The sequence below is a fragment of the Microbacterium alkaliflavum genome (assembly GCF_044325405.1).
GTDB lineage: Bacteria > Actinomycetota > Actinomycetes > Actinomycetales > Microbacteriaceae > Microbacterium > Microbacterium alkaliflavum.
This window is the reverse complement of sequence record NZ_JBIQWL010000005.1, coordinates 1-19,806: the sequence shown is the minus strand read 5'-3', so window position 1 is coordinate 19,806 and position 19,806 is coordinate 1. Positions and strand designations below refer to the sequence as shown.

The window sequence follows — 19,806 nt, the reverse complement described above, 5'->3', positions numbered from 1 at the left end:
TACGGCTGAGCGTGAGGCGAGGGGCTCCCAGAAGGCGTATCGCAGGACTTCGGCACCATCCAGCCGAGGCCCGGCGCGGGTGCGGGTCGGTACCGTGGTGCCGTGACCCACCGCCCAGGCCTCGACCCCGCCGTCGCCGAGGTGCGGCGCGCCGTGCGCGCGGCCCTCGCCCCGCTCGAGGCCGGCTCGACCGTCGTCGTCGCGCTGTCCGGCGGCGCCGATTCGCTCGCCCTCGCGGCCGCGACGGCGTTCGAGGCGCGCAAGGCCGGGGTCACGGCGGCTGCCGTCACCGTCGATCACGGGCTTCAGGAGGGGTCGAGGGATGCCGCGACCGCCGCGGCCGCGCATGCTCGCGCCCTGGGTCTCGAGGCGCGGATCGTGACGGTCGATGTCGGGTCGGACGGCGGACCGGAGGCCGCCGCCCGGGCCGCACGCTACGCGGCCCTCCGCGGGGAGGCGTCCGCTCTCCGCGCCGTCGCCGTGCTGACGGCCCACACCCTCGACGATCAGGCGGAGACGGTGCTGCTCGGACTCGCCCGCGGCTCGGGCGCCGCGAGCCTGCAGGGCATGGCGCCGCAGACCGAGCTCGCCGAGGGGACCGTGCTCCTGCGGCCGCTGCTCGGCGTGCGCCGTGCGACGACGCGCGCCGCATGCGCGGCCGAGGGCCTCGAGCCGTGGGACGACCCGCACAACGACGACCCCGCGTATGCCCGCGTGCGGGTGCGTCGGCGCGTGCTGCCGATGCTCGAGGACGAGCTCGGACCCGGCATCGCGGAGGCGCTCGCGCGGACGGCCGAGCAGCTGCGCGAGGACTCCGAGGCGTTCGCCGAGATGATCGACGAGACGATCGAGGACATCGTCGAGCATGCCGAGGCCGGTATCTCGGTCTCCGTTCCCGCGCTCGCGGCCAACCCCGCGGCCCTGCGCCACCGCATCATCCGGCACGTCGTCGCGTCTGAGTTCGGGCAGAGCCTCACGCGCACGCAGACGATCGAGGTCGCCCGGCTCGTCACCGACTGGACGGGCCAAGGGCCCATCGACCTGCCTGGATGCATCGCCCGCCGCGTCGGCGTGCGGCTCGAGTTCGCCGCCCGGTAGGGGTCGCACCGAGCGCGGGCCGTCACTAACGTGGCGCGCGTGAAGGTCGTCGCGGTGTACAGCGTCAAGGGCGGAGTGGGCAAGACGACGACAGCAGTGAACCTCGCGTGGGAGGCCGCCAAGCATGCCCGGGTGCTGTTGTGGGACCTCGATCCGCAGGCGGCCTCGACATACCTGCTCGACGTCAAGCCCAAGCTCAAGGGCGGCGCGGAGGCGCTTGTCCGGGGGCGGACGAAGGTGGGGCAGGCGGTCCGCGAGACCGCCTTCGAGCACCTCGACGTGCTGCCCGCCGACGAGAGCTATCGCGAGGTGGAGCTCGCCCTCGACCATGCGCGGCACTCGACGCAGCGGCTTGCGATGGTGCTCGGCGACATGGCCAAGAAGTATGACGTCGTGGTGCTCGACTGCCCGCCGGGAGCGTCGCTGCTCGCTCAGAACATCATCCGCGCCGCCGATGTCGTGGTCCTGCCGCTCCAGCCGTCGCCGCTCTCGGCGCGCTCGCTCGCGCAGGTGCGCGACATCGTGCACGCCGAGCGGATCCGGCCCACGGTGCTCGGCTTCATCTCGATGGCGGACCGCCGCAAGCTCGCCCATCGCACGGCGATCGCCGAACTGCCGCGCGTCGAGAAGGAGATGACCGACGTCGTCGTTCCGTACACGGTCGTCGTCGAGCGGATGGGCGCTGAGCGCGCGCCGGTGGCGACCTTCGCGCCTCAGGCGGAGGCATCCGACGCCTTCGCGCGCCTCTGGGAGCTGACCGCATCGACGCTCAAGCTGCGCCCACGCGGGAAGCGCTGACGAGGCATCTTCGGACCCTAGACTCGGAACCATGCGCGCGGCCGACATCCAGAGCGACATCACAGAGGTCCTCGTCACCGAGGAGCAGATCCGGGCCAAGCTCGAGGAGATCGCAGCGCGGGTCGCGTCGGACTACGACGGGAAAGACCTCGTGCTCGTCGGCGTGCTCAAGGGCGCGGTCATGGTCATGGCCGACTTCTCGCGCGCGCTGCCGTTCGCGGTGCCGATGGACTGGATGGCCGTCTCGTCGTACGGTGCCGGCACGCGCTCGAGCGGTGTCGTGCAGATCCGCAAGGACCTCGACACCGACATCCACGACAAGCACGTGCTCATCGTGGAGGACATCATCGATTCGGGCCTGACCCTCAGCTGGCTCCTGGAGAACTTCGCGTCGCGCGGGGCGGCATCGGTCGAGGTCTTCGCACTGCTGCGCAAGCCGGATGCCGCGAAGGTGCACGTCGAGTCTCGCTACGTCGGCTTCGAGATCCCGAACGAGTTCGTGATCGGGTACGGCCTGGACTACGCGGAGAAGTACCGCAATCTGCGGGATGTCGCGGTGCTCGCCCCCCACGTCTACGCCTGAGCGCGAGTACGCCGTGGGCGAATGCACAGATAGCGCATAGTCCCCGCGCGATACCCTGAATCAACCGTCGCCGCAACCATCGATTGCGCGGCCTCGGCTCGCCGACGAAGGGAACGGGCTCCGCCCGCACCATGGACCTCAAGAAGATCACCCGCAACCCGCTCTTCTATGTGCTGATGATCGGGTTCCTCCTCATCGTCGGGTTCTCGCTCATCTCGAGCCTCGGCGGTGCGAAGCAGATCTCGACGCAGGAGGGCCTCGAGCTTCTCAAGGGCGGCACCGTCACCGAGGTCACCAACACCGACGGCGACCAGCGCGTCGACATGACGCTGTCGACGCCGTACGAGGGTGCGACCGACGTGCAGTTCTACTACGTCACGGCGCGCGCCGACGAGGTCGTCGACGCCGTCAACTCCGCCGACCCGAAGGACGGCTTCAACGACGCCGTGCCGCGTGCCACGTGGTTCGACGGCTTCATCTCGCTCTTCCTCCCGATCCTGCTGCTCGGCCTCCTCTTCTGGTTCCTGCTGTCCAGCGCTCAGGGCGGCGGCAGCAAGGTCATGCAGTTCGGCAAGTCGCGGGCGAAGCTCGTGACGAAAGAGACGCCCACCGTCACGTTCCAGGATGTCGCGGGTTCCGACGAGTCCGTCGAAGAGCTGCAGGAGATCAAGGACTTCCTCAAGGACCCGTCGAAATTCCAGGCGGTGGGTGCCCGCATCCCGAAGGGCGTCCTGCTGTACGGCCCCCCCGGAACGGGCAAGACCCTGCTCGCGCGCGCCGTCGCAGGCGAGGCGGGCGTGCCGTTCTACTCGATCTCGGGCTCCGACTTCGTCGAGATGTTCGTCGGCGTCGGCGCGAGCCGCGTGCGCGACCTGTTCAACCAGGCGAAGGAATCCGCTCCGGCGATCATCTTCATCGACGAGATCGACGCCGTCGGCCGTCACCGCGGCGCGGGCCTCGGCGGCGGGCATGACGAGCGCGAGCAGACGCTCAACCAGATGCTCGTCGAGATGGACGGGTTCGACCCCAAGGCGAACGTCATCGTCATCGCGGCGACCAACCGCCCCGACATCCTCGACCCGGCCCTGCTGCGTCCGGGCCGCTTCGACCGCCAGATCGGCGTCGACGCGCCCGATCTTAAGGGCCGCCAGAAGATCCTCGAGGTGCACGGCCGCGGCAAGCCCCTCGCCGACGGCGTCGACCTGGAGGTCGTCGCGCGCAAGACGCCCGGCTTCACGGGTGCCGACCTCGCGAACGTCCTCAACGAGGCAGCGCTGCTGACCGCGCGCTCCAACGCGCAGCTCATCGACAACCGTGCGCTCGATGAGGCGATCGACCGCGTCATCGCGGGCCCGCAGCGTCGCACGCGCGTCATGAAGGACAAGGAGAAGCTCATCACGGCCTACCACGAGGGCGGCCACGCCCTCGCCGCGGCGGCGATGAACCACACCGACCCCGTCACGAAGGTCACGATCCTCCCGCGCGGTCGCGCTCTCGGGTACACGATGGTGCTCCCCGTCGACGACAAGTACTCCGTCACCCGCAACGAGCTGCAGGACCAGCTGGCCTACGCGATGGGCGGCCGCGTCGCCGAGGAGATCGTCTTCCACGACCCGACGACGGGCGCCTCGAACGACATCGAGAAGGCCACCGGCATCGCGCGCAAGATGGTCACCGAGTACGGCATGACCACCGACGTCGGACCCGTCAAGCTCGGTCAGGCGTCCGGTGAGATGTTCCTCGGCCGCGACATGGGCCACGGCCGCGACTTCTCCGAGCGCATCGCCGAGCGCGTCGACCAGCAGGTTCGCCAGCTGATCGAGCAGGCCCACAACGAGGCCTACCAGGTCATCAACCTCAACCGCGAAGTGCTCGACAAGCTCGCGCTCGCGCTCCTGGAGAAGGAGACGCTCGACCACCTCGAGCTCGCCGAGATCTTCCAGGACGTCAAGAAGCTCCCGCCGCGTCCGCAGTGGCTCTCCAGCGACGATCGGCCGGTCTCGACACAGCCCCCCGTCGAGATCCCGCGCCGCCACGAGCCCGCGGGCGTGGCGGCCACGGTCGAGGCGCAGACGAACGCCGAGAAGGCGCCGCGTCGCCGTCCGACCGGACAGGCACGCCCCGCGACCGCCTAGGCTCGGCCTATGGCCGTCGATCGAGACCGCGTCGCTGCGCTCGTCTACGAGATCCTCGAGGCGATCGGGGAGGACCCCGATCGCCCGGGGCTCAAGGCGACCCCGCAGCGGGTCGCCGACTCCTACGCCGAGTTCTTCGCGGGGGTCGGGGAGGATGCCTCCGCCCCCCTGCAGCACACGATCTCGATCTCGCACGGGCCGGCCCCGGAGACGTCGCCGTCCGGCGCCGTGATGCTCCGCGACATCCACTTCCGGTCGGTGTGCGAACACCACCTCCTGCTGTTCCGCGGCAAGGCCCACATCGCCTACCTCCCCGGCGACAAGGTCGTCGGACTCGGCGCACTGCCCAAGGTCGTCGACGTGCTGGCGGCGCGCCCGCAGGTGCAGGAGCGCCTCGGCGAGCAGATCGCCGACACGATCGCCGAAGGGCTGGAGACGCGTGGCGTGCTCGTCGTGCTGGAGGCGACCCACGGCTGCGTCACGATGCGCGGCGAACGCCAGCGCGAGGCATCCACCGTCACGATCGCCGCGCGCGGCGAGCTGGCCGAGCCCGCCGCACGCGCCGAGCTCATCGCCCTCATCGGCGCCGGGCGGGAGTGAGCGCGGGCGCGATGAGCTGTCTCGTCATGGGGATCGTCAATGTCACCCCCGACTCGTTCAGCGACGGCGGGCTCTACCTCGCCGCCGACGCCGGCATCGCGCACGGACTCGAGCTGTTCGGGCAGGGCGCCGCGATCCTCGACGTGGGCGGGGAGTCGACGCGTCCGGGTGCGGAGCGCGTCGATCCCGCCATCGAGCGCTCGCGGGTGCGCCCCGTCGTGAGGGCGCTCGCCGAAGCCGGTGCGATCGTGAGCATCGACACGATGAACGCCTCGACGGCCGTGGCGGCGGTGGAGGCCGGCGCGACGATCGTCAACGACGTGTCGGGCGGCCTGTCCGACCCTGCGATGCTCGCCGCGGTCGCCGACACCGGCGCCGACATCGTGCTGCAGCATTGGCGCGGCCACTCCGCCGACATGTACGCACGCGCCGACTACGCCGACATCGTGACCGAGGTCGTGACCGAGCTGGCCAGGCGCGTCGATGCGGCCGAGGCCGCAGGCATCCCGGAGTCCCGCGTCATCGTCGATCCGGGCATCGGATTCGGCAAGAAGGGCGCTCAGAATTGGGCGGTCCTGCACGGCCTCGCCCGCATCGTGGGGCTCGGCCCTCGTGTGCTGGTGGGCACGAGCCGCAAACGATTCCTCGCCGAGACGCTCGAGCCTCTCGGAGGCGAGGTCACCGCGACACGTCGCGACCTCGCGACGGCTGTCACCAGCGTGCTCGCGGAGCAGTGCGGCGTCTGGGGCGTGCGCGTGCACGACGTCGCCGCGACCGTCGATGCGCTCACCGTCGCCGACTCCTGGGAGGCTGGTGTGCGATGGACTCCATAGACGAGATCACGATCACGGGAATCCGCGCCTTCGGGTACCACGGCGTGTACCCCGACGAGAAGCGCGACGGGCAGGAGTTCGTGGTCGACGTGCACCTGTATCTGTCGACGGCCCGCGCCGCCGAGACCGACGACGTCGTCGACACCGTGCACTACGGCGAGCTCGCCGAAGAGGTCGCGGCGATCGTCTCGGGAGACCCCGTCGACCTCATCGAGACGCTCGCGAGCCGCATCGCCGAGGCCGTGCTCGCGCGCGACCTCGTGCAGTTCACGCGGGTGACGGTGCACAAGCCGTCTGCGCCCATCGCCGTCCCCTTCGCCGACGTCGCCGTGACCGTCAGCCGCATGAAGGCCGACCGATGAACCGGCGTCTCGCGCAGGGCTTCCACGGCGCCGAGCCCGGCCCGGGGCGGGCGCCCGTCCGTGCCGTCGTGGCCCTCGGGGCGAACCTCGGCGATCGGGTCGCGACGCTGCGTACGGCGGTCGCCGACCTCCAGCGGCTGCCCCTGACAGCGGGCGTCGTGGCCGCACCCGCGATCGAGTCGATCGCGGTCAAGCCCGAGGGGCCGGATGCCTCGGCCCCGGCGTACCTCAACACCGTCGCACTCGTCACGACGCGCCTGGCCCCGACCGTGCTGCTCACCTACCTGCAGGCGATCGAGGCGAACCACGGCCGCGTGCGCGAGGAGCACTGGGGCGACCGCACGCTCGATCTCGACCTCATCGCGTACGGCGATGCCCGAAGCGACGGCCCCGACCTCGTGCTCCCGCATCCGCGCGCGAAGGATCGCGACTTCGTCCTCGCTCCGTGGCTGACTCTCGACCCGGACGCCGAGCTCCCCGGCGTCGGTCGCGTCGACGCCCTCCTCGCCCGGCTGCGAGGAAACGCGTGAAGCGCACCGGAGCAGGCGTCCTCCTCCTGACCGCCGCGATCGGCCTCGCGATCGGATTCGTCGTCGATCAGCTGCTGACTGCAGCAGGCCGCGCCACCTTCACCCCGACCGTCACGCTGCCGATCCTGCTCCTGCTGCTGGGGGGCGTCGTGGTGCTCCTCGCCGTGCCGATCCGTCGCGCGACGCGCGACGCGAAGGGCGCGGCACCGGTGAACCCGTTCCGGGCCGTCCGCATCGCGATGCTCGCAAAGGCGTCGAGCATCGTCGGAGCGGTGTTCGCGGGCTTCGCGGGCGGTCTCGCGCTGTTCCTCCTGACGCGCCCCGTCACGCCGTCGGTAGGCTCGTGGGGAGAGGTGATCGCGACCATCGTCAGCGGTCTCGTGCTCGTTGCCGCGGGGCTGATCGCCGAACACCTGTGCACCATCCGGAAGGACGACGATGACGAACATCCCGGCGACTCCGGTCCCGGATTCGACGCCCATCACTCCCACTGACATGGGGCCGGATGCCACGCCCGTGGACGTGGCCCAGGGGCCGGATGCCACGGCCGGGGTCGATGTGTCGTCGCCTGTTGAGGCGCCCGTTGCACACGCGGTGCCGGCATCCCTCGACAAGGGCGCCTACTCCCGCATCCTCGCGCCCCGATCGCCGAACCGTCTCGAGCTCGAGCGCGGCGTGTGGCACCAGATCTCGCGCCAGTACCTGTGGGTCCAGCTCATCTCGTCGGGCATCGTGCTCGCACTCGTCGTCGTCGCGGTGCTCGTGCTGTGGCTCGTGCTCGGTCAGCTCTGGCCGCTCATCCCGGGCGGCATCATGACCGTGATCCTGGTGTGGACGATGGCGATCCTGCCCCGGCAGGTGCGCGCGATCGGGTATCAACTGCGCGATGACGACCTCGTCTTCCGCCGCGGCATCCTCTGGCAGCGCATGGTCGCCGTGCCATACGGCCGGATGCAGCTCGTCGACATCACGCACGGCCCCCTCGACCGCGGGTTCGGCATCGCGCAGCTCAAGTTCGTCACGGCCGCCGCGACGAGCGGAGTCACGATCCCCGGCCTCGCTCAGACGACGGCCGAGACGCTGCGCGACCACCTCGTGGCGGTCGCCGAGAGCCGCCGGACCGGGCTGTGAGCGAGCCGATCGACCCTTCGGCTGCAGGGCGGCCGATCGACCCTTCGGCTGCAGCGCCGCCGCTCGACCCTTCGGCTGCCGCGCCGCCCCTCGACCCGCGGACGCCAGACCAGCCCCTCGACCCGCGCCCGGTCGGTGCCCCGCCGCAGGAGCTCGTGCGGTCGCCGATGAGCGACGGAGAGTGGCATCGGCTGCATCCCCTGACCCCGCTCCTGCGCGGCGGGCTGTTCCTCGTGGTCGTGATCGGCTTCGTGGTCGCCAACCTCCGCGACCGGCTGACGTATCTCTTCCTGCCGTGGCTCGCGCCCGACCTCCCCGTGAAGGAGATCGAGGAGTGGGAGGGCGCCGGCGACCCCATCGACTTCATCGTCGCCAACAACCTCTACCTCGTGGCGGGCGCCATCGTGCTCGCCGTCCTGGTCGCGCTGCTGGCCGTCTTCTACCTGTCCTGGCGATTCCACTCCCTGCGCATCACGGAGGACGACGTCGAGGTGCGCAGCGGCGTGCTCTTCCGCACGCAGCGTCGAGCTCCGCTCGACCGCGTGCAGGGCGTCAACCTGACCCGTCCGATGGTCGCGCGGCTGCTCGGGATGGCCAAGCTCGAAGTCGTGGGCGCGGGCACCGACGCCAACGTCAAACTCGAATACCTCTCGACGGCGAACGCCGAGGCCGTGCGCGCCGACATCCTGCGCCTCGCCTCAGGGCGGCGCCTCGCGGCGGCGCAGGCGGGCGCGCCGGGCGGTGCGCGCTCGCGCATCGGCGCTCTCAGCCAGGCGGTGTCGCGCGGCATCACGGGCATGATCGAAGGCGACGAGGCGCCCGTCGAGGTGCCGTCGTCGGTCGTCAACATCCCGCTCCTGCGGCTCGCGGTGTCCCACGTGATCAGCCCTGCGACGGTCGGCTTGATGTTCGCCATCGGCGCGATCGTGTACGGCTCGATCCAGGCCACGCCCTGGCTGCTCTTCGGCATGGTGCCCGCGGTCATCGGCTTCGTGGCGTACTGGGTGCGCTCGATCGTGCGGTCGCTGCGGTACTCGATCGCACCGACTCCCGACGGCGTGCGGATCACCTTCGGCCTGCTCACGACCATCACCGAGATCGTGCCCCCGGGGCGCGTCCACGCCGTCGAGATCTCGCAATCGATCCTGTGGCGTCCCTTCGGATGGTGGACGATCCGCATCAACCGCCTCACAGGCCGCAGCCTGAGCGACGGCAACAACGACCAGTTCACGACCGTGCTCCCGGTCGGCACCCTCGCCGATGTCGAGCGGGTGCTCCATCTCGTGCTGTCGGGCGTGCCCGAGGCGGAGTGGCCCCTCATCGTGCGGGAGGGCGTGACCGGTCCGGTGCCCGGCGACTCGTTCACCGACACACCCCGGCGAGCGTGGTTCCTCCGTCCTCTGTCGTGGCGCCGCAACGGCTTCCGCCTGACGCCTGACGTGCTGCTGCTGCGCCGCGGGCTCATCTGGCGCCGGCTCGTCGTGCTGCCGCTCGCTCGCCTGCAGAGCATCGCCCTGCATCAAGGCCCGATCGACAGGCTCGCCCGCGTCGCGTCGGCGCGGGCGCACACCGTCGCCGGCCCCGTGTCGTCGGGTCTCGCGGCGATCGATCGGGATGCCGCGCTGCAGCTGTTCGCGGAGGTCTCAACGGGTGCCGTGCGTGCAGCATCCGTCGACCGCTCGCACCGCTGGGCCGAGGTGAACGCCTGATGCGCGCGGGCCGCCTGGGCGTCGGGATCATCGGCGCGGGCCGCGTCGGACCCGTGCTCGGCGCTGCGCTCGCCGGCGCCGGACACTCCCTCACGGGGATCACCCCCGGCTCCGACGAGGAGCGCGTGGAAGCCGTGCTGCCCGGGCTGCCGGTGCTCGACGCCCTCGAGGTCGTCCGCCGCAGCGAGCTCGTGATCATCGCTGTGCCGCACGACGAGCTGGCCGGCCTGATCGCAGGACTCGCGGAGCTCTCGGCGTGGCAGCCCGGACAGCTCGTGCTGCACACCGACCCCGCGTACGGCACCGGCGTGCTCGCGCCCGCGGTCGCGCGCGGCGCCATCCCGCTCGCCGTGCACCCCGCCATCGCGTTCACCGGAACCTCGATGGACCTGCGCCAGCTCACGAACGCGTACGCGGCCGTGACGGCTCCCGCGGCGGTGCTGCCGATCGCGCAGGCGCTCGCGGTCGAGCTGGGCTGCGAGCCCGTCGTCGTCGCCGAGGACGACCGCCCCGCATACGCGGAGGGGATCGCGATCGCCACGGAGTTCTCGCGCTCGATCGTGGCGCAGGCGGCTGACCTGCTCCGCGGTGCGGGCGTCGCGCATCCCGGGTCGTACCTGTCGGCGCTCGTGCACTCGACGGTCGATCACGCGCTCGCACAGGCGGGCTCGGCGGGCGCGGGGACGCCGTCCGAGCCTCTCGACGACTGACCGACGCGGGGCGGCGGCAGCAGGCATGGAGGTCGGAATGCGGGTCACACGAATCGGGGGACCGACGGCGTTCGTCGAGTGGGAAGGCTGGCGGATCCTGACCGATCCGACCTTCGATCCGCCGGGGCGCACGTACTCGTTCGGCTTCGGCACGAGCTCCCGGAAGCTCACCGGCCCCGCCGTGACGCTCGACGAGCTGAGCCCCGTGGACGTCGCGCTCGTCAGCCACCATCAGCATGCCGACAACCTCGACGATGCCGGCAGGGCGGGGCTGGCGTCGGTCGGCACCGTTCTCACGACCGTCGCCGGGGCGAAGGCGATCGCCCATCGCGACGTCCGAGGGCTCCGGGCGGGCGAGTCGGTGACGTTCACGGCATCCGGCAGGCCCGACCTGACGATCACCGCGACCCCGGGCCGGCACGGCGCGGTCGTGACACGCCCGATCGTAGGGCCCGTCGTCGGCTTCGCCCTGACTCTCGAGGGTGCGAGGCATCCGGGCCTGTGGATGACGGGCGACACGGTGATCTCGCGTCCGCTGCGACGCTACGCGAAGAACCTCGCGCCCGACGTCGCGCTCGTGCACATGGGCGCCGTGCGCTTCGGCATCTCGGGCGCCCTCCGCTACACGATGGACGCGCGCGAGGCGCTCGAGCTCATCGCGCTCGCCCGCCCGGGCACGGTCGTGCCGATACACGTCGAGGGCTGGAGCCACTTCTCCCAGCAGGAGGACGCCACGCGGGACGTGCTGGAAGGTGCCCCCGTTGCCGTCGCTCGCACCGTCCGGTGGCTTCCGCTCGGCGAGGCGGTCGAACTCCCCTGAGGCGGGCCGGGGCCCGGGCGCGACCACGCCCTCTCCGGGGGTGCCCAGCCGCCCGCCGATAGACTGGGTCGGACTTCCGAGGAGCCTCCAGCGATGACCGACACGACCGCGCCCGCCGCGCCCGCAGACGACGCCACGAGCGAGGATGAAGACGTCCGTCGCGCTGAGCTTGCCGAAGCGTTCGAGCAGAAGGCCGTCCGCCTCGCGAAGCGTGATCGGCTGATCGCGGAGCGAGAGGATGCCGCGGGCGGCGCCTACCCCGTCGAGGTGCCTCTCACCGACACGATCCCTGCGCTGCGCGAGCGTTTCGGCGATCTTGAAGCGGGTGCCGAGACCGGCGAGACCGCCGCCGTCGCGGGCCGGGTCGTGTTCAGCCGCAACACCGGCAAGCTCTGCTTCGCGACCCTGCAGTCGGGTGACGGAAGCCGTATCCAGGCGATGGTGTCGCTCGCCGCCGTCGGCGACGGGTCGCTGCAGCGCTGGAAGGAGCTCGTCGACCTCGGCGACCATGTCTTCGTGAGCGGCGAGGTCATCTCGAGCCGCCGCGGCGAGCTGTCGATCATGGTGTCGGAGTGGAAGATCGCATCGAAGGCGATCCTCCCGCTGCCCAACATGTACTCCGAGCTCAGCGAGGAGAGCCGCGTCCGCAGCCGCTTCCTCGACCTCATCGTGCGCGACCGCGCGCGTGAGACCGTCGTGGCGCGGGCGAAGACCAACGCGAGCCTGCGGCAGACCTTCGCCGACCGCGGTTTCATCGAGGTCGAGACACCCATGCTGCAGGTGCAGCACGGCGGAGCATCCGCTCGCCCGTTCATCACGAAGTCGAACGCCTTCGACACCGATCTCTACCTGCGCATCGCGCCGGAGCTCTTCCTCAAGCGCGCCGTCGTCGGCGGGCTCGAGCGGGTCTTCGAGATCAACCGCAACTTCCGCAACGAGGGCGCCGACTCGACGCACAGCCCCGAGTTCGCGATGCTCGAGGCCTACCAGGCCTACACCGACTACAACGGCATCGCCGACCTCACGCAGTCGCTGATCCAGGATGCCGCCGTCGCGGTGTCGGGTTCGACCACGGTCACCTGGGCCGACGGTACGGTCTACGACCTCGGCGGCGAGTGGGAGCGCCTCTCGATGTACGACTCGCTGTCGGAGGCCTCGGGGCGCACCGTCACGCCCGGGACGTCGCTCGAAGAGCTCCTCGCCTTCGCCGCCGACGAAGGCGTCGATGCGCCGCCGCACGCGACGCACGGCAAGCTCGTCGAGGAGCTGTGGGAGCACTTCGTCAAGGGCGGCCTCACGCGGCCGACGTTCGTCATGGACTTCCCCGTCGACACGAGCCCGCTCGTGCGCGAGCACCGCTCGATCCCGGGCGTCGTCGAGAAGTGGGACCTCTACGTGCGCGGCTTCGAGCTGGCGACGGGGTACTCCGAGCTCATCGACCCGGTCATCCAGCGCGAGCGCTTCGTCGAGCAGGCGAAGCTCGCCGCGCGCGGCGACCTCGAGGCCATGCGCATCGACGAGGAGTTCCTCCGCGCGATGGAGCACGGCATGCCTCCGATGGGCGGCATGGGCATGGGCATCGACCGCCTGCTCATGGCGCTGACCGGTCTCGGCATCCGCGAGACGATCCTCTTCCCGCTCGTCAAGTAGCCGGCTCGGCCCGCCGCGGCGGCCGCGCCGCTCTTCACCTGGCCCGGTCACGGTCATTCACCGCGGCCGGAACGCCCAGTCGGGCAGATGGCCGGCGTGCACGAACGAGCGCACGATCTCGGCGAGGCCGTGCTCCGGCTCGATCTCGCACGCCTGCGTCGCGTACTTCTCGGCATGGGTCGACCGTCCCAGCGCCCACGAGAGCCACGCGCAGGTCGCGAGCGGGCCGGGCCGCGACGCTGTCGGCGCCGCCGCCGCTGCTTGCCGCGCCAGGCGGAGCGCGGTCTCCAGTCGCTCGGGATCGGGGCGCTCGCCCTCGCCCCACATGTGCATCGCGAGATGCGCCGGGTACTCCTCGCCCGCCTCCCAGCGCAGCTGGGCGTCGAAGGCCTCGTCGCCCGCGTCGAGCCCGCCGCACCACTCGACGAGGGCGATGTCGCGCAGGGCGGGGCGGGACAGGCACCACACGAGCACCGCGATGTCGTAGGCGTCGAGGCCGTCGCAGTCCCATGTGAGCGCCTCCTCGAAGAGCCCGGGCAGATCGTCGAGATCGCACACGGCGGTGAGCGCGAGCGGGTCGACGCGGTGATCCGGCGAAGTCGCGCCGGCTCCGGCATCCGTTCCGCACAGCAGCCCGACCGCTTCGGCGAGGTTCTGGAGCGCCCGCGCGACCGTCTCCTTCTCGACGAGATCGGATGCCGGCAGCTCGGCGCCCGCCGCCTGATCGCCGTCGGCGATCGCCAGGTGCTCGGCACCGGGCGGCTCGTCGCCGAGCTCTGAGAGCGGATGGCCGCCCGCGGGAAGGTCCGGATCGAGGTACGACCCCCAGCCGTTGGCACCGACGCACAGGGAATCGGTCAGGCGGATGCCGCACGTGTCGGCGCGACGCGACAGCGCGGCCGCCAGCGTCTCGTGCGGCATCCCCTCTGCCAAGGAGGCGTCGGTGTAGGCGATGGATGCCACGGCATCGGCGCCCGGGAGACGGCACACCATGCCGAGGAAGGTCGCCGCGACCGAGTCGGCCTCGTCCTCGTCGGCCGGGAGGTCGAGGCGCATCGCACCCAGGCTGCGCGACCCCGAGAACGGGATCATCACGAGACTTCGCGTCGGTCGGTAGCCGAGCATGCGGGGGACAAGGGACAGGAACTGCGCCGCAGTGGCGGCTTTCACGATCGTCGTCATCACGCGAGCGTGGCCGCCGACGGGGTGCCGAAACGAGCGAATCGCGATCGGAGCGGAAAGTCGCGCCGGGAGGGCACCTGTGGAGGACCGGGCAGTTCGAGAAAACTGTGGAGGATACGTATCCTTGAAGCGTGGACGAGTACTGGACGGCGGTGTTCTGGACCCTTCTGCCGACGGTCGTCGTCACGATCATCTTCTTCTGGGTCCTCCGCAGCATCCTCCGGGCCGATCGCACCGAGCGCCGCACGTACGCGCGCATCGAGGCCGAGCAGCGCGCGAAGCGCGGTCTGCCGCCGGCCGAGTCCGCGGCATCCCACGAGACCGCGCACTGACGCTCTCAGCCCGCGGCGGCCCGTCTCCGTCGTGACCGGGCACTACGCTGGCCTCACCGCGGGCGACCGACGGGGTGAGGAGGCTCGGACGCAGTGCTGACGATCACGTTCGACGCGTCCTGGTGGCTCATCCTGGTCTTCCTGTTCGACCTCACCGTGCGCATCCTCGCGATCATCTTCGTGCCGCGCAACCGCCGCCCGACATCGGCGACCGCCTGGCTGCTGGCGATCTACTTCATCCCGTTCATCGGCGTGCTGCTCTTCCTGCTGATCGGCAATCCGCGCCTTCCGCGCAAGCGCCGGCGCAAGCAGGAGCGCATCAACGACTACATCCACGACACGAGCGAGCACCTCGACTTCGGCACGCATCGGCCGAACGCGCCCGAGTGGTTCACGTCGATGGTCACGCTCAACCGCAACCTCGGGGCCATGCCGCTCGCGGGCGACAACGGCGCGCATCTCATATCCGACTACCAGGAGAGCCTCGACGCGATGGCCGATGCCATCCGCAAGGCCGAGCGGTATGTGCACGTCGAGTTCTACATCCTGCAATCGGATGCGTCGACCGACAACTTCTTCCGTGCGCTCGAGGAGGTCGCGGCCCGCGGCATCCCGGTGCGCGTCCTGCTCGACCACTGGGCCAACCGCGGCAAGCCGTTCTATCGGAAGACCCTCAAGCGCCTCGACGCGATGGGCGCGCAGTGGCATCTCATGCTGCCCGTGCAGCCCTACAAGGGGAAGTACCAGCGACCCGACCTGCGCAACCACCGCAAGCTGACGGTCGTCGACGGCACCGTCGCCTTCATGGGTTCGCAGAACGTCACGGATTCCACGTACAACCTGCGCAAGAACATCAAGCGCGGCCTGCACTGGGTCGATCTCATGGTGCGCGTCGAGGGGCCGGTCGTGGCATCCGTCAATGCCGTCTTCCTGTCCGACTGGTACAGCGAGACCGACGAGGTGCTGACCGACGAGATCGACCTCTTCGCCGTCAAGACGGGTCCGGGCGACCTCGACTGCCAGATCGTGCCGTCCGGCCCGGGGTTCGAGTTCGAGAACAACCTGCGCCTGTTCCTCGGCCTCATGTACTACGCGCAGCGCAAGGTGATCGTCGTGAGCCCGTACTTCGTGCCGGACGAGGCGCTGCTCAACGCCATCACGACGGCGTGCCACCGCGGCCTGCAGGTCGAGCTGTTCGTGTCGGAGGAGGGCGACCAGGCTGTCGTCTACCACGCGCAGCGCAGCTACTACGAGGTGCTGCTGCGCGCGGGCGTCAAGATCTGGATGTACCGCAAGCCGTTCATCCTGCACTCCAAGTCGATGACGATCGACGACGAGATCGCGATCATCGGGTCGAGCAACATGGACATGCGCTCGTTCGGTCTCAACATGGAGATCTCGATGCTCGTGCGCGGCGAGGAGTTCATCCGCGAGATGCGCGACGTCGAGCAGCACTACCGCGATCTCAGCCGCGAGCTCACGCTCGAGGAATGGGAGAAGCAGCCGCTCCGGTCGACGGTGCTCGACAACCTGGCGCGTCTCACCTCCGCGCTGCAGTGACGCCATCGTGACCGGCGCGTTACCGATCTTTCCGCGACGATTCAGGATGCCTGCGCAATGATGGGGGTGCCGGGCGCGCACGGCAGCGTCGCGGCGCGGCGCATCCCTCGTCGAAAGGCATCCACATGGCACGTTCCGCTCTCGCCGGTCTCGGCGCGCTCGCTCTCGCCGGTCTCCTTCTCGCGGGCTGCGCGTCGACGACCTCGGGCACATCCGCCTCGTCGCCCGAGCCGGCGACCGAGGAGACCGCCACGCCCGACCCCGATCTGGGTGCCGCCTGGCTCGACAACGGCAACATGATCGGACTCGTCACGCTCGGCAGCTCGACATGCGTGCCGGTCGCCGAAGAGGCGACGTACACCGACGGGACGCTGAACGTGACCCTCGCGGCCCCCGCCGCCAGCACGCCCTGCACGAGCGACCTCGTGCCGCGCGTGACCCTCGTGAGCGTGCCCAAGGGTGTCGACGCCTCGAAGAACCTCCCGATCGAGGTGTCGGGCGACCAGTACCTCGGCCAGGTGGAGCTTCCCGGAGTCTCGGGCCTCACGGGCACCGGTGAGACCGACTACAACCCGAGCGCCGGCTGGGCCACCGTGCAGGGGCAGTTCGTCATCCTCACGTGGGGCTCGTCCTCGTGCCCGCCGGTCATCCAGGACGTCGCCGCCACCGGCCCCGCCGAGGTCACCGTGACCTACGAGACCCCGGCCGCCAACCAGGTCTGCACGATGGACATGGCGCCGCGCGCCGCCGTCGCCGCCGTCAACGACCTCGAGGAGACGACCGGCGTCTCGGCGATCCTCACGGGGGACGCGTTCGACAACGTCAAGATCCCGATCTACGGCACCAACGCCTGACCTCGGTTCTCCCCGATTCGGGATGCCTCGCCTCGAGGCATCCCGAATCTGTTTCTCGGGGCGGTTACGACTCAAGACGGGGCGCTATGCCCAGGGCGAACAGCGGCATGCGGGATCCGGTCGCTCGTTACCCTCTTTGGTAAGGCGCTGAGGGGTCGAACGACCCGTCCCTGCCCCGGAGGAAGAACGATGTTCGAGAGATTCACCGACCGTGCCCGTCGTGTGGTCGTCCTCGCCCAAGAAGAGGCGAAGATGCTGAACCACAACTACATCGGCACCGAGCACATCCTGCTCGGTCTCATCCACGAGGGCGAGGGCGTCGCCGCCAAGGCGCTCGAGTCGCTCGGCATCTCGCTCGACGCCGTGCGCGAGCAGGTGCAGGACATCATCGGCCAGGGCCAGCAGCAGCCGACGGGCCACATCCCGTTCACGCCGCGCGCCAAGAAGGTGCTCGAGCTGTCGCTGCGCGAAGCGCTGCAGCTGGGCCACAACTACATCGGCACCGAGCACATCCTGCTCGGCCTCATCCGCGAGGGCGAGGGCGTCGCGGCCCAGGTGCTGGTCAAGCTCGGAGCCGACCTCAACAAGGTGCGCCAGCAGGTCATCCAGCTCCTCTCGGGCTACCAGGGCAAGGAGCCGGCCGCCGTCTCGGGCGCCGCGCACGACAACCCGCAGGCCGCCCAGGGCGGTTCGCAGGTGCTCGACCAGTTCGGCCGCAACCTCACGCAGGCTGCGCGCGAGAACAAGCTCGACCCCGTGATCGGGCGCGAGAAGGAGATCGAGCGCGTCATGCAGATCCTGTCGCGCCGCTCCAAGAACAACCCCGTCCTCATCGGCGAGCCCGGTGTCGGCAAGACCGCGGTCGTCGAGGGCCTCGCCCAGGCGATCGTCAAGGGCGACGTGCCCGAGACGCTCAAGGACAAGCAGCTCTACTCGCTCGACCTCGGCTCGCTCATCGCCGGCTCCCGCTACCGCGGTGACTTCGAGGAGCGCCTCAAGAAGGTCACCAAGGAGATCCGCACGCGCGGCGACATCATCGTCTTCATCGACGAGATCCACACGCTCGTCGGTGCCGGTGCGGCCGAGGGTGCGATCGACGCGGCGTCGATCCTCAAGCCGCTGCTCGCCCGTGGCGAGCTGCAGACGATCGGTGCGACGACTCTCGACGAGTACCGCAAGCACTTCGAGAAGGATGCCGCGCTCGAACGCCGCTTCCAGCCCATCCAGGTCGCCGAGCCCTCGCTGCCGCACGCGATCAACATCCTCAAGGGTCTGCGCGACCGCTACGAGGCGCACCACAAGGTGCAGATCACGGACGGCGCGATCGTCGCGGCGGCGAACCTCGCCGACCGCTACATCTCCGACCGCTTCCTCCCCGACAAGGCCATCGACCTGATCGACGAGGCCGGCGCCCGCCTGCGTCTGTCGATCCTGTCGTCGCCGCCCGAGCTGCGCGAGTTCGACGAGCGCATCGCGAAGGTCCGTCAGGACAAGGAGCGCGCGAGCGAGGACCAGGACTTCGAGAAGGCCGCGGCCCTGCGCGACGAGGAGAAGTCGCTCCTCGCGGAGCGTCTGCGCCTCGAGAAGCAGTGGCGGTCGGGTGACGTCGCCTCCCACGCGGTGGTCGACGAGGGTCTGATCGCCGAAGTGCTCGCTCAGGCCACCGGCATCCCGGTCTTCAAGCTGACCGAGGAGGAGTCGAGCCGTCTCGTCTTCATGGAGAAGGCGTTGCACCAGCGCGTCATCGGCCAGGAGGAGGCGATCGCCGCCCTTTCGAAGACGATCCGTCGTCAGCGCGCCGGCCTCAAGGACCCGAAGCGTCCGAACGGCTCGTTCATCTTCGCCGGCCCCACGGGCGTCGGAAAGACCGAGCTCGCCAAGGCGCTCGCCGAGTTCCTGTTCGACGACGAGGCTGCGCTGATCTCGCTCGACATGTCGGAGTTCGGCGAGAAGCACACGGTCTCGCGTCTGTTCGGCGCCCCTCCCGGATTCGTCGGATTCGAAGAAGGCGGCCAGCTGACCGAGAAGGTGCGACGCAAGCCGTTCTCCGTCGTGCTCTTCGACGAGATCGAGAAGGCGCACCCCGACATCTTCAACTCGCTCCTGCAGATCCTCGAGGAGGGTCGTCTGACCGACGGCCAGGGGCGCGTCGTCGACTTCAAGAACACCGTCATCATCATGACGACCAACCTGGGCGCGCGCGACATCGCGGGCGGCCCGGTCGGGTTCCAGGTCGAGGGTGACAACGAGACGTCGTACAGCCGCATGAAGGGCAAGGTGCAGGAAGAGCTCAAGCGGCACTTCAAGCCCGAGTTCCTCAACCGCGTCGACGACATCATCGTCTTCCCGCAGCTGTCCAAGCCCGAGCTCATCCAGATCGTCGACCTCTTCACGAAGCGCCTCGGCGAGCGTCTGCTCGACCGCGACATGACGATCGAGCTGACCCTGGCCGCCAAGGAGCGTCTCATCGAGATCGGGTTCGACCCGGCCCTCGGCGCTCGGCCCCTGCGCCGCGCGATGCAGCACGAGGTCGAGGATCGGCTCAGCGAGCGCATCCTGCACGGGCAGCTCGAGCCGGGCGACCACATCACGGTCGACGCGAAGGACGGCGAGTTCGTCTTCGAGAACGGACCGCGCGGCGAGAAGGTCGCGGTCGGCGTCGTCTCGACGCCGGAGATCTCGGCCACGCCGGATCTCGCGATCACGTCGGACTGACCTGGCTGGAAACGATGGAGAGCGGATGCTGTGGGCATCCGCTCTTCGTTGTTTGTGGTGTTATTTGATGCTGCCGGCGGTGAGGCCTTCGGTGATCTGTTTGTTGAAGGTGATGTAGATGATGATCATCGGGATGGTGACGATCGAGAGGGCTGAGAAGAGGAGGCTGTAGTCGGTGACGTAGCGGCTGGAGAATGCGAGCAG

At 69.9% G+C, this 19,806-nt stretch carries 19 protein-coding genes; 18 read left to right on the top strand and 1 reads right to left on the bottom strand.

Features of this window, described 5'->3' with window-relative positions; translation table 11 throughout:
• Positions 1-102 precede the first annotated feature (102 nt).
• The 14 genes from tilS (at position 103) to lysS (ending at position 12,959) form a co-directional block, all read left to right on the top strand.
• A complete protein-coding gene (gene tilS, locus ACH3VR_RS14390; protein WP_397557012.1) occupies positions 103-1,098 on the top strand; it encodes a tRNA lysidine(34) synthetase TilS in 996 nt (331 codons plus the stop codon).
• Positions 1,099-1,137: 39 nt separating this feature from the next.
• A complete protein-coding gene (locus tag ACH3VR_RS14385) occupies positions 1,138-1,896 on the top strand; it encodes a ParA family protein (RefSeq protein WP_397557011.1) in 759 nt (252 codons plus the stop codon).
• A gap of 31 nt (positions 1,897-1,927) precedes the next feature.
• Positions 1,928-2,479 (top strand): hypoxanthine phosphoribosyltransferase, encoded by a 552-nt coding sequence (gene hpt / locus ACH3VR_RS14380; protein ID WP_397557010.1) that lies wholly within the window; start codon positions 1,928-1,930, stop codon positions 2,477-2,479.
• 131 nt (positions 2,480-2,610) lie between these two features.
• Positions 2,611-4,614: an ATP-dependent zinc metalloprotease FtsH gene (ftsH, locus tag ACH3VR_RS14375; protein ID WP_397557009.1), complete on the top strand. Its 2,004-nt coding sequence runs from the start codon at positions 2,611-2,613 to the stop codon at positions 4,612-4,614.
• A 9-nt stretch (positions 4,615-4,623) separates the two neighbouring features.
• On the top strand, positions 4,624-5,214 hold the full coding sequence (folE, locus tag ACH3VR_RS14370) for a GTP cyclohydrolase I (protein ID WP_397557008.1): 591 nt from the start codon (positions 4,624-4,626) through the stop codon (positions 5,212-5,214).
• 26 nt (positions 5,215-5,240) lie between these two features.
• The gene (gene folP / locus ACH3VR_RS14365) at positions 5,241-6,047 is read left to right on the top strand and encodes a dihydropteroate synthase (RefSeq protein WP_397557007.1); all 807 of its coding nucleotides are present in this window, start codon (positions 5,241-5,243) and stop codon (positions 6,045-6,047) included.
• Positions 6,035-6,409, top strand: a complete 375-nt coding sequence (gene folB, locus ACH3VR_RS14360) for a dihydroneopterin aldolase (RefSeq protein WP_397557006.1) — start codon at positions 6,035-6,037, stop codon at positions 6,407-6,409. Before folP ends, folB begins: the two co-directional genes overlap by 13 nt.
• Positions 6,406-6,939 (top strand): 2-amino-4-hydroxy-6-hydroxymethyldihydropteridine diphosphokinase, encoded by a 534-nt coding sequence (gene folK / locus ACH3VR_RS14355; protein ID WP_397557005.1) that lies wholly within the window; start codon positions 6,406-6,408, stop codon positions 6,937-6,939. Before folB ends, folK begins: the two co-directional genes overlap by 4 nt.
• A complete protein-coding gene (locus ACH3VR_RS14350) occupies positions 6,936-7,433 on the top strand; it encodes a DUF3180 domain-containing protein (protein WP_397557004.1) in 498 nt (165 codons plus the stop codon). The genes folK and ACH3VR_RS14350 overlap by 4 nt, the downstream gene beginning before the upstream one ends.
• A 100-nt stretch (positions 7,434-7,533) precedes the next feature.
• Positions 7,534-8,070 (top strand): PH domain-containing protein, encoded by a 537-nt coding sequence (locus ACH3VR_RS14345; RefSeq protein ID WP_397557248.1) that lies wholly within the window; start codon positions 7,534-7,536, stop codon positions 8,068-8,070.
• 167 nt (positions 8,071-8,237) lie between these two features.
• Positions 8,238-9,779, top strand: coding sequence for a PH domain-containing protein (locus tag ACH3VR_RS14340; protein ID WP_397557003.1), 1,542 nt, complete (start codon positions 8,238-8,240; stop codon positions 9,777-9,779).
• Positions 9,776-10,489, top strand: a complete 714-nt coding sequence (locus tag ACH3VR_RS14335; protein ID WP_397557247.1) for a DUF2520 domain-containing protein — start codon at positions 9,776-9,778, stop codon at positions 10,487-10,489. Before ACH3VR_RS14340 ends, ACH3VR_RS14335 begins: the two co-directional genes overlap by 4 nt.
• Before the next feature lie 37 nt (positions 10,490-10,526).
• Complete coding sequence (locus ACH3VR_RS14330) at positions 10,527-11,309, top strand: MBL fold metallo-hydrolase (protein WP_397557002.1); 783 nt, start codon at positions 10,527-10,529, stop codon at positions 11,307-11,309.
• Between the two features lie 93 nt (positions 11,310-11,402).
• Positions 11,403-12,959, top strand: a complete 1,557-nt coding sequence (gene lysS, locus ACH3VR_RS14325; protein WP_397557001.1) for a lysine--tRNA ligase — start codon at positions 11,403-11,405, stop codon at positions 12,957-12,959.
• Positions 12,960-13,016: 57 nt separating this feature from the next.
• Here the strand turns inward: lysS and ACH3VR_RS14320 are convergent, their stop codons facing one another.
• Positions 13,017-14,141 carry a DUF4192 family protein gene (locus ACH3VR_RS14320; RefSeq protein ID WP_397557000.1) on the bottom strand — a complete coding sequence of 375 codons (1,125 nt, stop codon included), beginning with the start codon at positions 14,139-14,141 and terminating at the stop codon, positions 13,017-13,019.
• A gap of 131 nt (positions 14,142-14,272) precedes the next feature.
• On the opposite strand from ACH3VR_RS14320, the gene ACH3VR_RS14315 reads away from it, so the two are divergent.
• From ACH3VR_RS14315 to ACH3VR_RS14300, 4 genes are all read left to right on the top strand, one after another.
• Positions 14,273-14,473, top strand: a complete 201-nt coding sequence (locus tag ACH3VR_RS14315) for a hypothetical protein (protein ID WP_397556999.1) — start codon at positions 14,273-14,275, stop codon at positions 14,471-14,473.
• A 102-nt stretch (positions 14,474-14,575) separates the two neighbouring features.
• Complete coding sequence (gene cls, locus ACH3VR_RS14310) at positions 14,576-16,033, top strand: cardiolipin synthase (RefSeq protein ID WP_397557246.1); 1,458 nt, start codon at positions 14,576-14,578, stop codon at positions 16,031-16,033.
• Positions 16,034-16,158: 125 nt separating this feature from the next.
• Positions 16,159-16,887, top strand: coding sequence for a hypothetical protein (locus ACH3VR_RS14305; protein ID WP_397556998.1), 729 nt, complete (start codon positions 16,159-16,161; stop codon positions 16,885-16,887).
• 189 nt (positions 16,888-17,076) lie between these two features.
• The gene (locus ACH3VR_RS14300) at positions 17,077-19,602 is read left to right on the top strand and encodes an ATP-dependent Clp protease ATP-binding subunit (RefSeq protein WP_397556997.1); all 2,526 of its coding nucleotides are present in this window, start codon (positions 17,077-17,079) and stop codon (positions 19,600-19,602) included.
• The last annotated feature ends 204 nt before the right edge of the window (positions 19,603-19,806 follow it).